Source organism: Litoreibacter albidus (genome assembly GCF_900107015.1).
GTDB lineage: Bacteria > Pseudomonadota > Alphaproteobacteria > Rhodobacterales > Rhodobacteraceae > Litoreibacter > Litoreibacter albidus.
In genome coordinates this window covers 349354-364663 of record NZ_FNOI01000003.1, presented here as the reverse complement: position 1 = coordinate 364663, position 15310 = coordinate 349354, and the positions used below count along the sequence as shown (strand labels likewise).

Genomic DNA, 15310 nt, shown 5'->3' with positions numbered 1-15310 from the left:
CACCTGCCGGACCAAGACTTTACGATGCCCTGTCTGCACAAGGAATAAAGCCGCCACGCGGCGCAATCGCGGCAAGTGTTTGGCAATGCACACCCGAGGTGCGGCCGCTGCCGCTCTATTTGGTTTGCCCTAGGGGCCGCATCGGCCTAAGGCTTTTTGCATGACATTCACACAACATCTTCGCGCCGTCCTCGTGTTGGGACTGCCTCTTGTCGGCTCGCATCTGGCGCAGTTTGCCGTGCAGATGGTCGATACGATCATGCTGGGCTGGTATGACACCACCGCGCTGGCGGCGAGCGTGTTGGCGACGTCGTTCTTCTTTGTCGTCTTCATCATGGGCGCGGGGTTCTCGTTTGCGGTAATGCCGATGGTGGCGGAAGCCGCGGCGTCCGACAACAGCACCCGCATCCGGCGGGTGACCCGCATGGGGCTGTGGCTGTCGGTGCTCTACGCGCTGTTGTTCTTGCCGTTGATGGTTTGGTCGGACCCGCTGCTGCGCAGCTTGGGCCAAGATCCAGAGCTATCAGCCTTGGCGCAGGAGTATCTGCGGATCGCGGGGTTCGGGTTGTTTCCGGCGCTGCTGGTCATGGTGATCAAAAGCTACCTCGCCGCGCTGGAGCGCACGGGCGTTGTGCTGTGGGTGACAATCATGGCGGTGTTTTTGAACGTTTTGGTGAATTACGCCCTGATCTTCGGCAACCTCGGGATGCCGGAGTTGGGGCTGCGCGGGGCGGCGATTGCGTCGGTGATTTCTCAGGCTATAACTTTGGGTGTGCTGAGCCTTTACGTGGTGCGTGGACCTGCGACGCGCGAGCATGTGCTGTTTCAACGCATCTGGCGGCCTGACCCCGAAGCGTTTCGCGAGGTGTTCAGGCTGGGCTGGCCTATCGGACTGACGAATTTGGCGGAAAGCGGGATGTTTTCGGCCTCTGCGCTGATTATCGGGCTGATTGGCACCTTGCCATTGGCGGCGCATGGCATTGCGCTGCAAATCACCGCCGCGACGTTCATGATCCACGTGGGGCTAAGCCAAGCCGCCACCGTGCGCGCGGGCCGCGCCATGGGGCGCAAGGACTGGAGCGGGCTGGCGGTGGGCGCGCAGGCGGTTGTGCTGCTGTCGTTCGGCGCTGTGGTGTTGGCGACGATCGCCTTCCTTGCGGTGCCCGACCTGCTGATGACGGGTTTCCTTGACCCAGAGAGCGCGGATCGCGACGCGGTTCTGGTCATTGGTGCCAGCTTGCTGGCGGTGGCCGCCTTGTTCCAACTGGTCGATGCGGGGCAGGTGATGGCCTTGGGGCTGTTGCGCGGCATGCAAGACACGCGCTGGCCGATGTATGCGGCGGCGATCAGCTACTGGGGCCTTGGCATTCCGGCCAGCTATGTGCTGGGCGTAATGTTGGGCTTTGGCGGCGTTGGCGTGTGGCTGGGGCTGGTGATTGGTTTGCTGTTTGCATCTGCCGCCCTGTGGTGGCGCTACGTTCACCGCCTGCGGGAATTGCGCGAGGCCGCAGGCTAGGCGTCGGTCTCGACGTCCATCGGCAGATTCAGCCGCGCTGACAAGCTCTTCGCGACAGCATCAAGCTTGTCTGGGCCGGAGGGATCATGGGCCACGGCACGGCGCGCGGTGGCGGGGCCGTCGCGGGTGGTTACAGTGACATTGGCGTAGAGGCGCGCACCATCTGCGCCGCGCGACAGTACGATTCCGCGCAACCGACCGTCCGAATAGCGGTCAAAGATGTGCGGAGATTTGATCACCAACAGCGCCCCTGCGTCGGAGCACGCCAGCCCCACGGGCAATGGTGTTATCCCCGTCGGCCAATCGTGGCTGGCCCCTGTGATCGCGATGCGGACGGGGCGCTGCGCGGTTGGCATGGCCCAGACGGATTTGGCCGTCGCGCATTCCATAGCGACCCGTTTGGACAGGACGGGACGCCATGCCGGATAGATCGCGATCTGCGCCTCATGCACGGTTTCGGGGAACATTTGATGGCGCGGGCTCGGCGTGCCTGTCAGGTGCTGCGGCGGGTGAACGGTGCATGTGATGCGGGCCAGCCCGATGTCCCACCGCCGTGCAACGCTGGTTGCGGTGCTGCATTCCGCGCCGTTGCCGAAGGTTTTGGTCAGCGCGGCGATGGCCTTGGCGTAGTTGAGGCGCAAATCGCCCGTGCCACGCACCGCGCCCCACAGGTAATCGGGCGGCGCGTCCAGATTGGTATCGGGCGAGACCTGCGCGCGCAGGGGGGCATCAAGGCATGGTACGAAGGACGCTTGCGCGTCAGGGATGCAGTAGTCCAACCCGTGGCACCATCCGCAGGACGTCAGATGCATCTCGGTCGCCCATTCGGATAATGGGGCGCGAAACGGGATGCCGCAGGCATCAAGGTGGGTCCAGAGGCGGGTTTCTGGTGGCTGAGAGGTTTGCCGGAAAGGCCAGATCACTCCCGACCTTTCATCAACCGGTCGGCCTTCTTGCGTACGAGCACCGTGCGCAGGTCATGCATGGCCAGCAAAAGCGCGTCGGTGACTTCTTCAAGCTGGTCCTCCTCGGCGCGAGTTTGCGCCCAGTGGGTGGTCAGGTTCAGGTAGTCGATGGCGCGGTAGATGTCATCAATGTCTCGGGTCGCGATCACGGCAAGGCGCTCGTTCATCCAGTCTTGGATGACCTCCAGCTCTTCCTCGGATAACTCGTGGTCGCCGTGGGGTTTGATCTGTCCGTTGCGGATGTTGGCCATCGCAATTTCGGACATCTCGATGCGGCGTTGTCGGTTCTCGGTATCAACTCTGAACACGGTTGCACCATTCTCACGGACCCTGAAATAAAACTCTGGAAGCTCGGCTGACATATGTTCGGTTTAACCCGCATTATTGGTTTGTCCGGCGACGCTAGCACAGCATAAGCGCGTCTGAAATACGGTTTTTATACCAATTGGAGCAGCGGTTAAGCTGACCGCCCGCCGCGCTTTTTGCCCAAACGGACCAATGCGGCGGCGGCTGCTGCGGCGACAACGATGGCGCTGATCAACCCGCCCCAGTTCGACACAAGGCTGGCCAAGGCCTCCAGATTAGATGCGAAGCTGTAGCCGAGCGCGATATATATGCTGACCCAAATCGCCTCGCCCAAGGCATCAAGAAGGGTAAATCGCCACACATCGTAGCCTGCGGCCCCTGCCGCGAAGTTGACCCACGGCCCCAAGGGCGCAACCGCCCATGTGCTGAAGAACACGGCGGCGCCGCCCCAGCGGCTGATCGCGCCTTGGGCCTTTGCGTAAAGGGCCGCGCGTTTTGGCATCGCGGCGACGCGCGTTGAGAGCCATTTGCCGCCCCAACGGCCCAGTTGAAAGCCGGTCTGATCGCCCGCAAGCGCGCTGAGGTAGGCGACGGTGCAGACCTGCCAAAGGACCAAATCCCCCGCCGCCGCGAAAGCGCCGCCCGCCAGCATCACCGCCGACGTGGGCACTGGCACCGCAAGGCATGAGAAATAGGCGGAGAGGGCGATGACAATCAAACCCCAGCTTGCGACCAGCCCGAAGAAAACTTCGGTCATGGGCGGGTTGCCAGATGGGCGTCAATAGCCGCTTGCAGCGTGTCGATAATCACGCTGAGGTCTTGGTTACGTGCCTTAGCAATTTCGGTGAGGGGAGTGCGCCCCGTGCCAGCCTCCAACCGGAGCGCTAAGGCGTCTGCGATGACCTCGGGCGGGACTTGCCAAGACTTGCCGACGTAGCGCGGCGTCATCCAACCGGCAATCGGCTGAGATTGATGAGCCTCATCGTGCCAGTAGACGAATGACGCCAAGGCACGGACCCCGAAGACCACAGCCCCCAGCAGGGCCACCGCCAACACGCCGATGAGCACGCGCCGCAGGAGGACAACGTCCTTGTCATGTGCGTCGGCTTTCTGCGCCATCTGTGCGGTCCTTCATCCGGGCGTGGGGCGAGCCTGAAACAGAGCAGAATGCCGTGCCCGCGTCCAGCGCTTTAGGCGCCTAGGTGGCTGGCGTAGCGGCGCCATTTGTCGGCGGCATCGGTGGAGATAGGTTTGCGCACGGCGACCGCACTGAGTGTTTGAACCGCCCGCGTGTTGTCTTCGGGATGCAGGCAGGCGTCGTCCCATGGCAGGTCTGCCATGTCCAGTAGGGCGCGCGTGGTGGCGTCCGGCTCGCGTACCAGCGTTTCATATTCGACCACGTGAACCCTGTCTGGCAGCGTTGCTTGCCAGAAGGCGACCATATCATCAAAGCCGCGCTGATAGCGCAAGATATCTTTTAGGTTGTAGCTGAACAGCTGCTTGCCGGGTTGGAAGACCTGCCGCAGCAGGGACAGCGCGTTGCCATGGGGATTACGGCGCACCACGATGATGCGGGCATTTGGCAGGGCAGCCGCCACCGCGCCTGCGTAGGACGCGGTCTGGATTGATTTATCGGTGACGCGGCTTGCGCTCGGATGGCGCATGGCAACGGCATCTGCGTAGGCGTGGCCCAATTTCGACAGAGTTTCCTGCGTTAGATCTAGGGGGGCGTCGCCTGCCGGATCGCCCAAGGTTTCGCGCATCAATCCGCCGAAGATCGCCATTTCGCCGCCGCCGGTAACGTCGGGATGCGCGGACAGGATTTGTTCGACAAGCGTTGTGCCGGAGCGCGGCAAGCCGGTCACGAAGATCGGCGCGGCCTTACTCGCCGTCGCGGCGGGCGCGTGGGGGAGTGTGGAGAGGGCTTGTTTGTAGCGCGCCAACTGATCGTCACGCACCTGCGCGCTGTAGGGGTGCAGCTTGCGCATAGTGGCGTTGGCTTGCGTCAGGTGCTTGAAGGAGCGGTCGTAGTCACCCAGATCGTCTAAGGCCTTGGAGATGGCGAATTCCAGATGGGCGGAAGCGGCGGAGCCTGCTGGAATTTTGCGGCGGGCCTGTTGCATTTTCTTCAACAACGGGTCGTTTGCTTTAAAGCGGTGCATGCTGCCCAGCAGGCGGTATAGCTCCCCGTCGGTGGGGGATCGTTTGATGGCGTCGCGCAGGTCTTTCTGGGCCGCCTCGAACGCGCCAAGCGACTGGCGCAACACGGCGCGTTTGGCCAGTAGGGTGGCCGGCTTTTTGGCGGTTGGGAGCGCTTGGCCGAGGGCGTCTTCCGCCAGCTTTAGTGCGCCCGCGTGTTCTGCAACCTCTGCCACAAACAACGCCAGCTGCGCGGGCATCGGGCCCGCGGTGAAGGGCTTGAGGTCGGCGAGTGCCTCGGTGTCGCGCCCGAGGGCGTGAAGCAGACGCGCGCGGAACAGCTTCAGGTTCTGATCCTGCGGCATCTGCATGAGCGCGCGGTTGGCAGCACCTAGCGCGCCAATCAAATCACCGTTGGCGGCTTGCTGGCGGGCATCATGTACGGCGTTGTCAAATTGTCCCACGGGGCTTGGTCCAATAGCTAGAGAGGGCCTGCGCTGGGCAGCGCAAAGCGTCGTGTAACCTGTTGGGATCACACAGTTTAGAATTCAGAAATCAGCCCAAGCGCAGTACATTGCACGCGGGAACTCACAAGGAACTATACTGTTCAGTTCAGTGTGTTTATGCAGTGAAAAGACGCGGCCGTCATGCGGCAAATCTGCACAGCGGGTGTGCAAAGAAGCGGTGCATCAGGTAAGGGGCAGAAAACAAAGGATATCGCGCGAACATCAACTTTGTGTGAGGTTTCGGTGGGCAGAAATCCGCCCACCGAGGGAGTGTGCTCAGGTCAGTGCAGCGCAGAACTTTTGAATGCGCGTGCAAGCCTCTTTCAGGTTTTCATCCGACGTGGCGTAGCTGACGCGGAAGTTGGGGCTTAGGCCGAAGGCCGCGCCGAAGACGACCGCGACGCCGGATTCCTCCAGCAGGGCGGTGGCAAAAATCTCATCGTTTTCGATCTTCGTGCCCGCTGGGGAGGTCTTGCCAATGCAGCCCGCGATTGACGGGTAGACGTAGAACGCGCCCTCTGGCGTCGGGCAGGAGATGCCCTCGGCTTCGTTGAGCATCTCGATCACCATGTTGCGGCGACGTTTGAAGGTCTCGTTATTGGGGGCAAGGAAGTCTTGCGTGCCGTTCAGGGCCTCCACCGCAGCCCACTGCGAAATGGAGCAGGGGTTGGAGGTGGATTGCGACTGGATCTTGCGCATTGCCGCGATCAGCTTCTCGGGGCCAGCGGCGTAGCCGATGCGCCAGCCGGTCATGGCGTAGGCCTTGGAGACCCCGTTGCAGGTCAGCGTGCGGTCATAGAGTGCGGGTTCCACTTCGGCGGGGGTGCAGAACTCGAAGTCGTCATAGGCAAGGTGCTCGTACATGTCGTCGGTCATCACCCAGACATGCGGATGGCGCAACAGCACGTCGGTCAGCTCTTTCAGCTCCGCCTTGGTGTAGCCCGCGCCAGTCGGGTTTGATGGCGAGTTGAAGATGAGCCACTTGGTCTTGTCGGTGATAGCTGCTTCCAGCTGGTCTGCGGTCAGCTTGAAGTTGGTCTGAATGGACGCCTCCGCGATGACCGGCGTGCCGCCAGCCAGCAGTACCATGTCAGGATAGGACACCCAGTACGGGGCGGGGATCACGACCTCGTCGCCCTCGTTCAGCGTGGCCATTAGGGCGTTATAGAGGATTTGCTTGCCGCCGGTGCCGACGCTGACCTGCGCGGGGGTGTAGTCCAGCCCGTTGTCGCGCTTCAGCTTGGCGCAAATCGCCTCTTTTAGCTCCGGGATGCCGTCGGGGGCGGTGTATTTGGTTTTACCCGCGTTGATCGCCGCAATCGCCGCATCTTTGATGTTTTGCGGCGTGTCGAAGTCCGGCTCCCCTGCGCCAAGGCCGATCACGTCCTTGCCAGCGCGCTTCAGCTCCGCCGCCTTTTGGGTGACTGCAATGGTCGGGGACGGTTTTACGCGCGAAAGGGTCTCGGAGAGAAAGGACATGTGACGCCTCGTCTGGTTGAATAATGGACACGAGGGTCTTACGGATAGCACCAAGCGCAATCAAGCAATAACGCCTTTTCAGGAGTTCGACATGCACGACGACGATACCTATTTCAGCAACGACAATGCGACGTTCGGGGATCGGGTTGCCGCCGCGCGGGACGCGCAGGGGCTAAGTCAGGAAGAACTGGCCAAGAAGCTGGGTGTAAAGCTTAAGACGATTCGCGGCTGGGAAGACGATGTGGACGAACCCCGCGCCAACCGCCTGTCCATGCTGTCTGGCATTTTGAATGTGTCGATGCGCTGGCTGTTGACCGCCGAGGGCGAGGGGCTGAACTCCCCCGCAGGCGAGGTTGAGCTGACGGGTGACGTGAAAGACATCTTGCTTGAATTGCGCCGTACGAAGGCCGAATTCAGCCGCCTTTCGGACCACTTAGGCCGTTTGGAGAAGAAGTTGGGCAAGCTGCTGAGGGCACCGGAATGAACGAAGTAGGCCCCATCGACGAGCTGCGCGAAACCAAGCTGCGGCGGCTCAAACTGCGCTCGATGCGGCGCGGCATCAAGGAGATGGATTTGATCCTTGGGGGCTTTGCCACGCACGGGCTGGACGGGTTGTCAGACACGGATTTGGCGCTCTATGACGAAATGCTGAGCGAAAGCGATCACGACATGTACCAATGGGCGTCCGGCCAGTCCGACGCGCCGCCAAAATTTGCGGCGTTGATCGCGCGGGCGGTCAAAGAGTCGAAGATCTTTTAAGCCAGATTTATAAAAATCCGTGGCCATTTAACCGTTTATTTGGGGTTTGGGGCCTATTTCCGATTTGCGAGCATTAGCAGTCGGAGAAAACAAATGAGCATGCACAACCCTGTCGCCAGTCCCCAGGCCCGTGTTTTTATGGCGGGGTATCTGGAAAGCCTTGCGCTGGTCGAACGGCTGCACCGCCTGTTACTGGACGTGATTAAGGACGAATTTGAACGGCTGGGCGTGCTGGATATCAACTCTGTGCAGGCCTTGTTACTGTTCAATATCGGGGAGAACGAGGTAACTGCGGGCGAGTTGAAGTCGCGCGGCTACTATCAAGGCTCCAACGTGTCCTACAACCTGAAGAAGCTGGTGGAGATGGGGTATATGCACCATCAACGCTGCGAAATTGATCGCCGGTCGGTACGGGTGCGCCTGACCGAAAAGGGCCGCGCCGTGCGCAGTCACGTAACTGATCTTTTTGAGCGTCACGCGGTGGGGCTGGAAGAAAAGGGCATCCTTGGGAACGACGGGATCGACACGATCAACCATTCGCTGCACCGGATGGAGCGATATTGGTCGGACCAGATCAGGTATATCTACTAGGTGGCGTCAGCGGGGTGGCGCAGCGTTGCGACGTGCCTCGATCTGGGCCAGACGGGCGCGCGACTGCCGCGACTGCCAAACCGACAGTGCGACAAGCCCGATCAGGATCGCGATGGAGATAACATAGGCGGACAGAACGGTGTCGGCGTATTTTCCAAGATCAGGCATGATGCATCCTAAGATAAGGGCGGGGGTAAGGTTAGCTCAACCGCTCGCGTGAAATAAGAGCGCTGGCGCGGCGCAGGCGAATTTCGGACCGCGTGCGCAGTAGAACAAGCGCCAAGAACAGCAGCACGAAGCCAGCGATAGATACCAACAACGGGAAGTAAAACACGTCGGCCACGTTCTCTTCCTTGTCCAGCGACAGTGACGCGCCTTGGTGCAGCCCTTGGTTCCAGAAGTTTACCGCGTAACGCGACAGCAATGCGAAGACAGATCCCACAAGACACAGAATTGACGTCAGATCGGCGGCGGTGTCCGGATTTTCGATCGCGGCCCAAAGGGCCATGTAGCCAAGGTAGAACAAAAACAGGATCAGAAAAGACGTCAAGCGCGGATCCCACGCCCAATAGGTGCCCCACATCGGCTCCCCCCAGATGGCGCCAGTGATCAACGCGATCAGGGTCATCGCCAGCCCGACAGGCGCTGCGGCCTTGGCGGCAAGTGCGGAGACATGGTGGCGGCGCACCAGCCAGATCAGCGAGGCGACCAGCATCATCATCCAAGCATTGATCGCCATCAGCGCACTGGGCACATGCAGATAGATGATCTTCACGGTAGAGCCTTGGCGGTAATCGTCAGGCGTGAAGAAGAACCCCCAAACCAGCCCGACGATCAGGCACGCGAAGGACAATACAGACACCAGCGGCAAAAGCTTGCCAGAGGTCTGCATGAAGCGGGTTGGATTTGCGTATTCCCAGATCGACATGTGCCACTGTTATGGGATGCTCCGGCGCGGGGCAATGGATTTTGCGACGGGCCAAATGTCACGTCTGTGTGGGGCCGCTAGCGCAGGTTCATCCGCAGTGCCGCGGCGGAGGCGAAAGGCAAGAGCGCCGCGCAGCCTGCGGTGATCGCCGCGAGGAAGGCCAAGGCCGTTCCCGTTGGCAGGCCTTCTGTCCCACGGCGCACAGCCTCCGCGCCAAAAATCAGCGTAGGCATATAGAGGGGCAGCACCAGTAGGGAAATCAGCAAACCGCCGCGCTTTAGGCCCACAGTCAGGGCTGCGCCAAAGGTGCCCAGCATCGACAGCGCCGGTGTTCCAAGCGCGAGCGAAGCGACGAGCCACAATGTGGCCTCGCTTGGCATGTTTAACAAAACCCCAAGAAGTGGCGCGGCAAGTGTTAGCGGCAATCCCGTCACCAGCCAATGCGACAGAGCTTTCAGCGTCGCCGCAGCCTCCAGCGGCAGGGGGGCCGTCGCCAGCAGATCCAATGTGCCGTCTTCATAATCGAGCTGAAAAATGCGGTCGAGCGACAGCAGGCAAGACAGCAACGCGCCGACCCACAAGATGCCAGGCGCGATGCGCGACAGGATATCGGAGTTCGGACCGACACCAAAGGGCACCAGCACGACAAGGATCAGGAAGAACGCGAGACCAAGGCCAAAGCCGCCGCCCGCGCGGATGGCCAGCTTCAGGTCGCGTTGTAGCAAGGCAATCATTGAAACGCCCCGTCCAAAAACGGATCGTCAGAGGGCGCATCTTGCGAGATTGCGCGAAACGGCGAGAGGTCCAGCGTGCGCGCGGTTGGCAGGCCCAAGTCGATGTGTGTCGCCAGAACGGCGCTGCCGCCCTGCGCCAGATGCCGCGTGACAGCGGACGAAAACCGCGCGACGTTCTCCACGTCAAGCGACACCGTAGGCTCGTCCAGCGCCCAAATTGCGCGGCCGGTCAGCACCATGCGCGACAGGGAGAGGCGGCGTTTTTGACCCGCTGAGAGGTCTTGTGCGCGGCGAGACAGAAGGCTGCTCAGCTCAAAGGCGTCGACGGCGGGCGCTATGTCGCGGGTGCCGAATATGTCGGCCCAGAACTGTAGGTTTTCCTCGACGCTTAACTGTGCCTTCAGGCCGTCCGCATGCGCGGCGTAGGCGACATCCTCCGGCGAGAAGTGGAGCGCGCCGCTCACAGGCGGCGTCAGCCCTGCCAAGCAGCGTAGCAGCGTTGTCTTTCCGGCGCCGTTTGGCGCGCGTAGAACCAAGGCTTCGCCCTCTGCCACACTGAATGTCACGCCGGTCAGTACCGTCACGTCGCCCCGTCTGCAGGCCAGATTTTCAACAGAAAAATTCATCAATTATGGCCTAGCGCATCGGCTCGGCGGCGAAAACAGGTAAAAATGTATGCAATAGTATACAAAAACGACAAGAACGGCGGTTTGCCCCCTTGATCGCCTGTAAAACTTGAGGCATCACCGCGCCAGATACCAATTTCCATGATCATATCGGGAGTCCCAGCTATGCCTATCGTCGTCGGACAAGACACCGCCAAGACCCGCCGCACCCTGAGTGCCGGTGGCAAAACCTTTGCTTATTACTCAATCAAGGCGGCTGAAGAGGCCGGTTTGGGCGACTTCTCGAAGCTGCCAGCCGCGCTGAAAGTGGTGCTGGAAAACATGCTGCGCTTTGAAGATGGTAAAACGGTACATGTCGACGACATCAAGGCATTTTCCGACTGGGCCAAGCAAGGCGGCAAGAACCCCAAAGAAATCGCCTACCGTCCCGCGCGTATTCTGCTGCAGGACTTCACCGGTGTGCCTGCGGTGGTTGATCTGGCCGCGATGCGCGACGGCCTGAAGAACCTTGGCGGCGACCCAGAGAAGATTAACCCGCTGAACCCTGTCGATCTGGTGATCGACCACTCCGTTATGATCGACGAATTCGGCAACGCGCGCGCGTTTCAGATGAACGTGGACCGTGAATATGAGCGCAACCTTGAGCGCTATACCTTTCTGAAATGGGGCCAAAGTGCCTTTAACAACTTCCGCGTTGTGCCACCGGGCACGGGCATCTGTCACCAAGTAAACCTTGAGTATTTGTCTAAAACCGTATGGTCCGACACTGACCAAGCGGGTGAACTGGTGGCCTATCCTGATACGCTGGTTGGTACGGACAGCCACACAACCATGGTCAACGGCGCGGCCGTTTTGGGCTGGGGTGTTGGCGGTATCGAGGCCGAAGCTGCGATGCTGGGGCAACCGATTTCCATGCTGATCCCAGAGGTTGTGGGCTTCGAGCTGACAGGCGCGATGATGGAAGGCACCACAGGGACCGACCTTGTGCTGAAGGTCGTCGAAATGCTGCGCGAGAAGGGCGTGGTTGGTAAGTTCGTGGAATTCTACGGCAAGGGCCTCGACAATCTGCCGCTGGCGGACCGTGCGACCATCGCCAACATGGCACCGGAATACGGCGCGACGTGTGGCTTCTTCCCGATCGACGCGGAAACCCTGCGTTACCTGAACAACACCGGCCGCGAGGAAGAGACCATCGCGCTGGTTGAAGCCTACGCGAAAGAGAACGGTTTCTGGCGCGACGCGGATTACGCACCCGTCTACACCGACACGCTGAGCCTTGATATGGGCACCATCGTTCCGGCCATCTCCGGCCCGAAACGCCCGCAAGATTACATCGCACTGGACAAAGCGGCGTCGGCATTTGGCGACTACATCAAAGGCCAACGCCCAGAGAAAAGTGCGCCTGCTGAAGAGAAAAAGGAATGGGCGGACGAGGGCGGCCAGCTTGCCCCGACAAGCATTCCCGGCGATCTGGGCCACCATAAATCCTACCCCGTGAAAGGGGCGGACTACCGCCTGCATGACGGCTCTATCGTTATCGCGTCGATCACCTCCTGCACCAACACATCGAACCCCTATGTTATGATCGGGGCCGGTTTGGTGGCACGGAAGGCCCGCGCCTTGGGTCTGACCCGCAAGCCTTGGGTGAAAACCTCGCTGGCGCCCGGCTCTCAGGTGGTTTCGGCCTATCTTGAGGCGGCTAACCTGCAAGAGGATCTGGACGCCATCGGCTTCAACCTTGTGGGCTACGGCTGCACAACCTGCATCGGGAACTCCGGCCCAATCGCGCCGGAACTGTCGGAAGCCGTGAACGAGGGCGACCTGATCGCGACCTCCGTATTGTCGGGCAACCGCAACTTTGAAGGCCGCATCAGCCCTGACGTTCGCGCGAACTACCTTGCCTCCCCACCGTTGGTTGTGGCCTACGCTTTGGCGGGTGACATGAATGTCGACATCGCGAAAGATCCGCTGGGCCAAGACAAAGACGGCAACGACGTCTACCTGAAAGACATCTGGCCAACCTCCAAAGAAGTGGCTGATCTGGTTGAAGAAACCGTGACCCGCGCCGCGTTCCGAGAAAAATACGCGGATGTGTTCAAGGGTGACGAGAAGTGGCAAGGCGTCGAAACCACGGACAGCCTGACCTACGACTGGCCCGCGACATCGACCTACGTCCAAAACCCGCCATACTTCCAAGATATGGGCGCGGAACCGGGTGTTATTTCAGACGTCAAAGGGGCGAAAGTTCTGGCGGTGTTGGGTGACATGATTACGACCGACCACATCTCCCCTGCGGGCTCGTTCGCGCAGACCAGCCCAGCTGGTAAGTATCTGATTGATCGCCAAGTCGCCCCGCGGGAGTTCAACTCCTACGGCTCGCGTCGCGGTAACCACGAGATCATGATGCGCGGCACCTTTGCCAACATCCGTATCAAGAACGAGATGCTGGACGGCGTTGAAGGCGGCTACACCAAAGGGCCAAACGGTGAGCAGGCGTCAATTTTTGACGCGGCGATGGAGTACAAGGACGCGGGCACACCGCTTGTTGTCTTCGGTGGTGAGCAGTACGGCGCGGGCTCCTCGCGTGACTGGGCGGCTAAGGGCACAGCACTTTTGGGTGTCAAAGCCGTAATCGCGGAAAGCTTCGAGCGTATTCACCGCTCCAACCTTGTTGGCATGGGCGTGATTCCGTTCGAATTCACTGGTGGTGACAGCCGCAAGACGCTGGGCCTGACGGGTGACGAAACGGTCAACATCACGGGGCTGGAAGGCGACTTGCAGCCATTGTCCGAAGTGCCTTGCGAGATCACTATGGCGGACGGCACCGTGAAGAACATCACGCTGAAATGCCGGATCGATACTGCGATCGAGAAAGAATACATCGAGCATGGTGGCGTTCTGCACTACGTCCTGCGTGACCTTGCCGCGTCGTAATCTCTGACGCCACGTAACAATTGGCCCGCCGCGATATCCTCGCGGCGGGCCTTTTTTATGCTGGTATATCTTGCCTTTGGCAGATCAGCCGGTAGGGTTTGTGGGTGGCTACACACTTTAATCTGCCGCGCGTCACGCGCCGCTCGCAAAGGCTTGATTGGCACCGGATGCCGTGACAGCCTAGCTTACGGAAATACCCATTCACCACACCGAGTATGACATGATCAAACGCCTCTCAGTTGCAGCAATTGCTACGATGACTTTCGCCAGCGCCGGTTCTGCGGTCGCAGGGGGGCCGGTCGTTGTCGAATTGTTTACCTCTCAGGGATGCTCGTCTTGCCCGCCGGCCGATGCGCTGTTGGGGGAGTTGGCGGACCGTGAGGACGTGATCGCGCTGAGCCTTCACGTGGATTACTGGGATTATCTTGGCTGGGAAGACCAGTTTGGCAGCAAGGCCAACGCGGATCGTCAGCGCGGATACGCGCATGCGAGCAACAGCACGATGATCTACACGCCGCAGATGGTGATTGCGGGCACCGATGAACTGGTCGGAACAAAGGCGATGAAGCTGGCGCAGCTTATCGACCGCCACAAGGCCAAACCGGATAACGTTACCTTAACCGTCACACGCACGGACGCGGGGAAACTGCGCATCGCGGCGAAGCGGTTGGGCGACGTGCCCGGTAAAATGTTGGTGCAGATCGTGCGCTATGTGCCTGAACAACTGGTAGAAATTCGCAGTGGCGAGAACGCTGGCATGGATGTGACCTACCACAATATTGTCGAAAGCCTTGAGCCTATCGGTGACTGGACAGGGGACGCGGACCTGAACATCCAGACCGAAGTATCCGGCGACAATCCGGTCGTTGTGCTTATTCAGGACGGATCGTCTGGCCCCATCTTGGCGGCGGCGCGCGCCGACTGACGCACCTCGGCCTGCTCTGGCTTCCAGCGGCGGTGAATCCAGAACCATTGACCCATGTGCTCGCGCACCAGCGCCTCCAGCGAGTCGTTCAGGGCTTGAGTCATCTCTGCTGGCGTCGAATGGGCGATGGGCGCTTCGCACACCACCTCAAAATCCAAGCCGTTCGGTTGGCGTATGCCGTAAACGGGGATGACCAGCGCGTCGTATTTCAACGCCAGTTCGGCAGCTGACAGCGCGGTGGGGGCGGGCTTGCCAAAGAAGGTCAAGTCCGCGCCGTCCCACATGTATTGGTCCATCAAGAAGCCGGCCATACCGCCCGCTCGCAAGAACTTGATTAATCCGGCCAATCCCTGACGACCACGCGGAAAAACCGGCGTGCCCACTGTGCTGATGGCAGCCACGTAATGGGGATTGAAGAAGCCGTTGTTCATCTCGCGGTAGAGTGCGCCGACATTGAAGCCCGCTGCAATCAGGGCGGCGCGTGGCGCGTCGTAGTTGCCGAAGTGACCCGTGACCAGCACCACGGGGCGACCGTCCGCATGGGCCTGCCGAAGGGCCGCCACGCCGTCGCCGGTAAGCGGCGCATGCTTGAAACGGTCGGTGAAGCCCTTGCCGGAATAAATCTCGATCAGGGTGCGGCCCGCATTGTCGGGTACCGCGCGGGCAAGGCGGTCGACTTCGGACTTGGGCAGGTCGGGGCAAACGTAGGCGAGGTTATCGCGCACCCGCTTGGTGTAGCCCGCTAGCGGAGCCACCACACGCGACACAATCCAGCCCGCCAAGGGCACGCGCCATTTGTACGGCACGGCCAAGGCCACACCGATGATGCCACGAATGGCCAAGTAGGAGGCGAATTCGCCAATCCCGCGACGCCCCTGTGCTGTACTGCCTAATGCCATATG

The 15310-nt window shown here is 60.6% G+C and carries 17 protein-coding genes; 6 read left to right on the top strand and 11 right to left on the bottom strand.

Annotated features, from left to right (window positions below):
- The first annotated feature begins 160 nt into the window (after positions 1–160).
- Positions 161–1516 carry an MATE family efflux transporter gene (locus tag BLW66_RS10210; protein ID WP_089947040.1) on the top strand — a complete coding sequence of 452 codons (1356 nt, stop codon included), beginning with the start codon at positions 161–163 and terminating at the stop codon, positions 1514–1516.
- On the opposite strand, the gene BLW66_RS10205 is transcribed toward BLW66_RS10210, so the two are convergent.
- The 6 genes from BLW66_RS10205 to BLW66_RS10180 form a co-directional block, all read right to left on the bottom strand.
- Entirely contained in the window at positions 1513–2439 is a 927-nt protein-coding gene (locus BLW66_RS10205; protein WP_089947039.1) for a hypothetical protein, read from the bottom strand. The two genes, BLW66_RS10210 and BLW66_RS10205, sit on opposite strands and share 4 nt — an antisense overlap.
- Positions 2436–2843, bottom strand: coding sequence for a hypothetical protein (locus tag BLW66_RS10200; protein ID WP_089947038.1), 408 nt, complete (start codon positions 2841–2843; stop codon positions 2436–2438). Before BLW66_RS10200 ends, BLW66_RS10205 begins: the two co-directional genes overlap by 4 nt.
- Before the next feature lie 95 nt (positions 2844–2938).
- Positions 2939–3544 (bottom strand): DedA family protein, encoded by a 606-nt coding sequence (locus BLW66_RS10195; protein WP_089947037.1) that lies wholly within the window; start codon positions 3542–3544, stop codon positions 2939–2941.
- On the bottom strand, positions 3541–3906 hold the full coding sequence (locus BLW66_RS10190) for a hypothetical protein (RefSeq protein ID WP_089947036.1): 366 nt from the start codon (positions 3904–3906) through the stop codon (positions 3541–3543). Before BLW66_RS10190 ends, BLW66_RS10195 begins: the two co-directional genes overlap by 4 nt.
- Positions 3907–3977: 71 nt before the next feature.
- Positions 3978–5390 (bottom strand): tetratricopeptide repeat-containing sulfotransferase family protein, encoded by a 1413-nt coding sequence (locus BLW66_RS10185; protein ID WP_089947035.1) that lies wholly within the window; start codon positions 5388–5390, stop codon positions 3978–3980.
- A gap of 318 nt (positions 5391–5708) precedes the next feature.
- Positions 5709–6911 carry a pyridoxal phosphate-dependent aminotransferase gene (locus BLW66_RS10180; protein WP_089947034.1) on the bottom strand — a complete coding sequence of 401 codons (1203 nt, stop codon included), beginning with the start codon at positions 6909–6911 and terminating at the stop codon, positions 5709–5711.
- A gap of 91 nt (positions 6912–7002) precedes the next feature.
- Here BLW66_RS10180 and BLW66_RS10175 point away from each other — a divergent pair, with 91 nt between their 5' ends.
- From BLW66_RS10175 to BLW66_RS10165, 3 genes are all read left to right on the top strand, one after another.
- The gene (locus BLW66_RS10175; protein ID WP_089947033.1) at positions 7003–7395 is read left to right on the top strand and encodes a helix-turn-helix domain-containing protein; all 393 of its coding nucleotides are present in this window, start codon (positions 7003–7005) and stop codon (positions 7393–7395) included.
- Positions 7392–7670 carry a succinate dehydrogenase assembly factor 2 gene (locus tag BLW66_RS10170; protein WP_244508615.1) on the top strand — a complete coding sequence of 93 codons (279 nt, stop codon included), beginning with the start codon at positions 7392–7394 and terminating at the stop codon, positions 7668–7670. Before BLW66_RS10175 ends, BLW66_RS10170 begins: the two co-directional genes overlap by 4 nt.
- Positions 7671–7763: 93 nt before the next feature.
- Entirely contained in the window at positions 7764–8261 is a 498-nt protein-coding gene (locus BLW66_RS10165) for a MarR family winged helix-turn-helix transcriptional regulator (protein WP_089947032.1), read from the top strand.
- Positions 8262–8267: 6 nt separating this feature from the next.
- On the opposite strand, the gene ccmD is transcribed toward BLW66_RS10165, so the two are convergent.
- From ccmD to ccmA, 4 genes are all read right to left on the bottom strand, one after another.
- Entirely contained in the window at positions 8268–8429 is a 162-nt protein-coding gene (gene ccmD / locus BLW66_RS10160; protein WP_394198290.1) for a heme exporter protein CcmD, read from the bottom strand.
- A gap of 31 nt (positions 8430–8460) precedes the next feature.
- Positions 8461–9189, bottom strand: a complete 729-nt coding sequence (locus BLW66_RS10155; RefSeq protein ID WP_089947030.1) for a heme ABC transporter permease — start codon at positions 9187–9189, stop codon at positions 8461–8463.
- A gap of 77 nt (positions 9190–9266) precedes the next feature.
- A complete protein-coding gene (gene ccmB, locus BLW66_RS10150; RefSeq protein ID WP_089947029.1) occupies positions 9267–9923 on the bottom strand; it encodes a heme exporter protein CcmB in 657 nt (218 codons plus the stop codon).
- Complete coding sequence (gene ccmA, locus BLW66_RS10145) at positions 9920–10549, bottom strand: heme ABC exporter ATP-binding protein CcmA (protein WP_089947028.1); 630 nt, start codon at positions 10547–10549, stop codon at positions 9920–9922. The genes ccmB and ccmA overlap by 4 nt, the downstream gene beginning before the upstream one ends.
- Positions 10550–10714: 165 nt before the next feature.
- Between ccmA and acnA the strand changes: the two genes are divergently transcribed.
- Positions 10715–13483 carry an aconitate hydratase AcnA gene (gene acnA, locus BLW66_RS10140; protein ID WP_089947027.1) on the top strand — a complete coding sequence of 923 codons (2769 nt, stop codon included), beginning with the start codon at positions 10715–10717 and terminating at the stop codon, positions 13481–13483.
- 220 nt (positions 13484–13703) lie between these two features.
- Positions 13704–14408, top strand: a complete 705-nt coding sequence (locus tag BLW66_RS10135; RefSeq protein WP_089947026.1) for a DUF1223 domain-containing protein — start codon at positions 13704–13706, stop codon at positions 14406–14408.
- On the opposite strand, the gene BLW66_RS10130 is transcribed toward BLW66_RS10135, so the two are convergent.
- Entirely contained in the window at positions 14360–15307 is a 948-nt protein-coding gene (locus tag BLW66_RS10130; protein ID WP_089947025.1) for a lysophospholipid acyltransferase family protein, read from the bottom strand. The two genes, BLW66_RS10135 and BLW66_RS10130, sit on opposite strands and share 49 nt — an antisense overlap.
- Positions 15308–15310: the final 3 nt, after the last annotated feature.

Excerpts from the sequence above, each read along its gene's own strand:
- BLW66_RS10155 (WP_089947030.1), bottom strand. The coding sequence starts at position 9,189 with ATGTCGATCTGGGAATACGCAAATCCAACCCGCTTCATGCAGACCTCT.
- ccmA (WP_089947028.1), bottom strand. The coding sequence starts at position 10,549 with ATGAATTTTTCTGTTGAAAATCTGGCCTGCAGACGGGGCGACGTGACG.
- acnA (WP_089947027.1), top strand. The coding sequence starts at position 10,715 with ATGCCTATCGTCGTCGGACAAGACACCGCCAAGACCCGCCGCACCCTG.
- BLW66_RS10180 (WP_089947034.1), bottom strand. The coding sequence starts at position 6,911 with ATGTCCTTTCTCTCCGAGACCCTTTCGCGCGTAAAACCGTCCCCGACC.
- BLW66_RS10135 (WP_089947026.1), top strand. The coding sequence starts at position 13,704 with ATGATCAAACGCCTCTCAGTTGCAGCAATTGCTACGATGACTTTCGCC.
- BLW66_RS10195 (WP_089947037.1), bottom strand. The coding sequence starts at position 3,544 with ATGACCGAAGTTTTCTTCGGGCTGGTCGCAAGCTGGGGTTTGATTGTC.
- BLW66_RS10210 (WP_089947040.1), top strand. The coding sequence starts at position 161 with ATGACATTCACACAACATCTTCGCGCCGTCCTCGTGTTGGGACTGCCT.
- BLW66_RS10130 (WP_089947025.1), bottom strand. The coding sequence starts at position 15,307 with ATGGCATTAGGCAGTACAGCACAGGGGCGTCGCGGGATTGGCGAATTC.
- ccmD (WP_394198290.1), bottom strand. The coding sequence starts at position 8,429 with ATGCCTGATCTTGGAAAATACGCCGACACCGTTCTGTCCGCCTATGTT.
- BLW66_RS10165 (WP_089947032.1), top strand. The coding sequence starts at position 7,764 with ATGAGCATGCACAACCCTGTCGCCAGTCCCCAGGCCCGTGTTTTTATG.
- BLW66_RS10175 (WP_089947033.1), top strand. The coding sequence starts at position 7,003 with ATGCACGACGACGATACCTATTTCAGCAACGACAATGCGACGTTCGGG.
- BLW66_RS10170 (WP_244508615.1), top strand. The coding sequence starts at position 7,392 with ATGAACGAAGTAGGCCCCATCGACGAGCTGCGCGAAACCAAGCTGCGG.
- ccmB (WP_089947029.1), bottom strand. The coding sequence starts at position 9,923 with ATGATTGCCTTGCTACAACGCGACCTGAAGCTGGCCATCCGCGCGGGC.
- BLW66_RS10190 (WP_089947036.1), bottom strand. The coding sequence starts at position 3,906 with ATGGCGCAGAAAGCCGACGCACATGACAAGGACGTTGTCCTCCTGCGG.
- BLW66_RS10200 (WP_089947038.1), bottom strand. The coding sequence starts at position 2,843 with ATGTCAGCCGAGCTTCCAGAGTTTTATTTCAGGGTCCGTGAGAATGGT.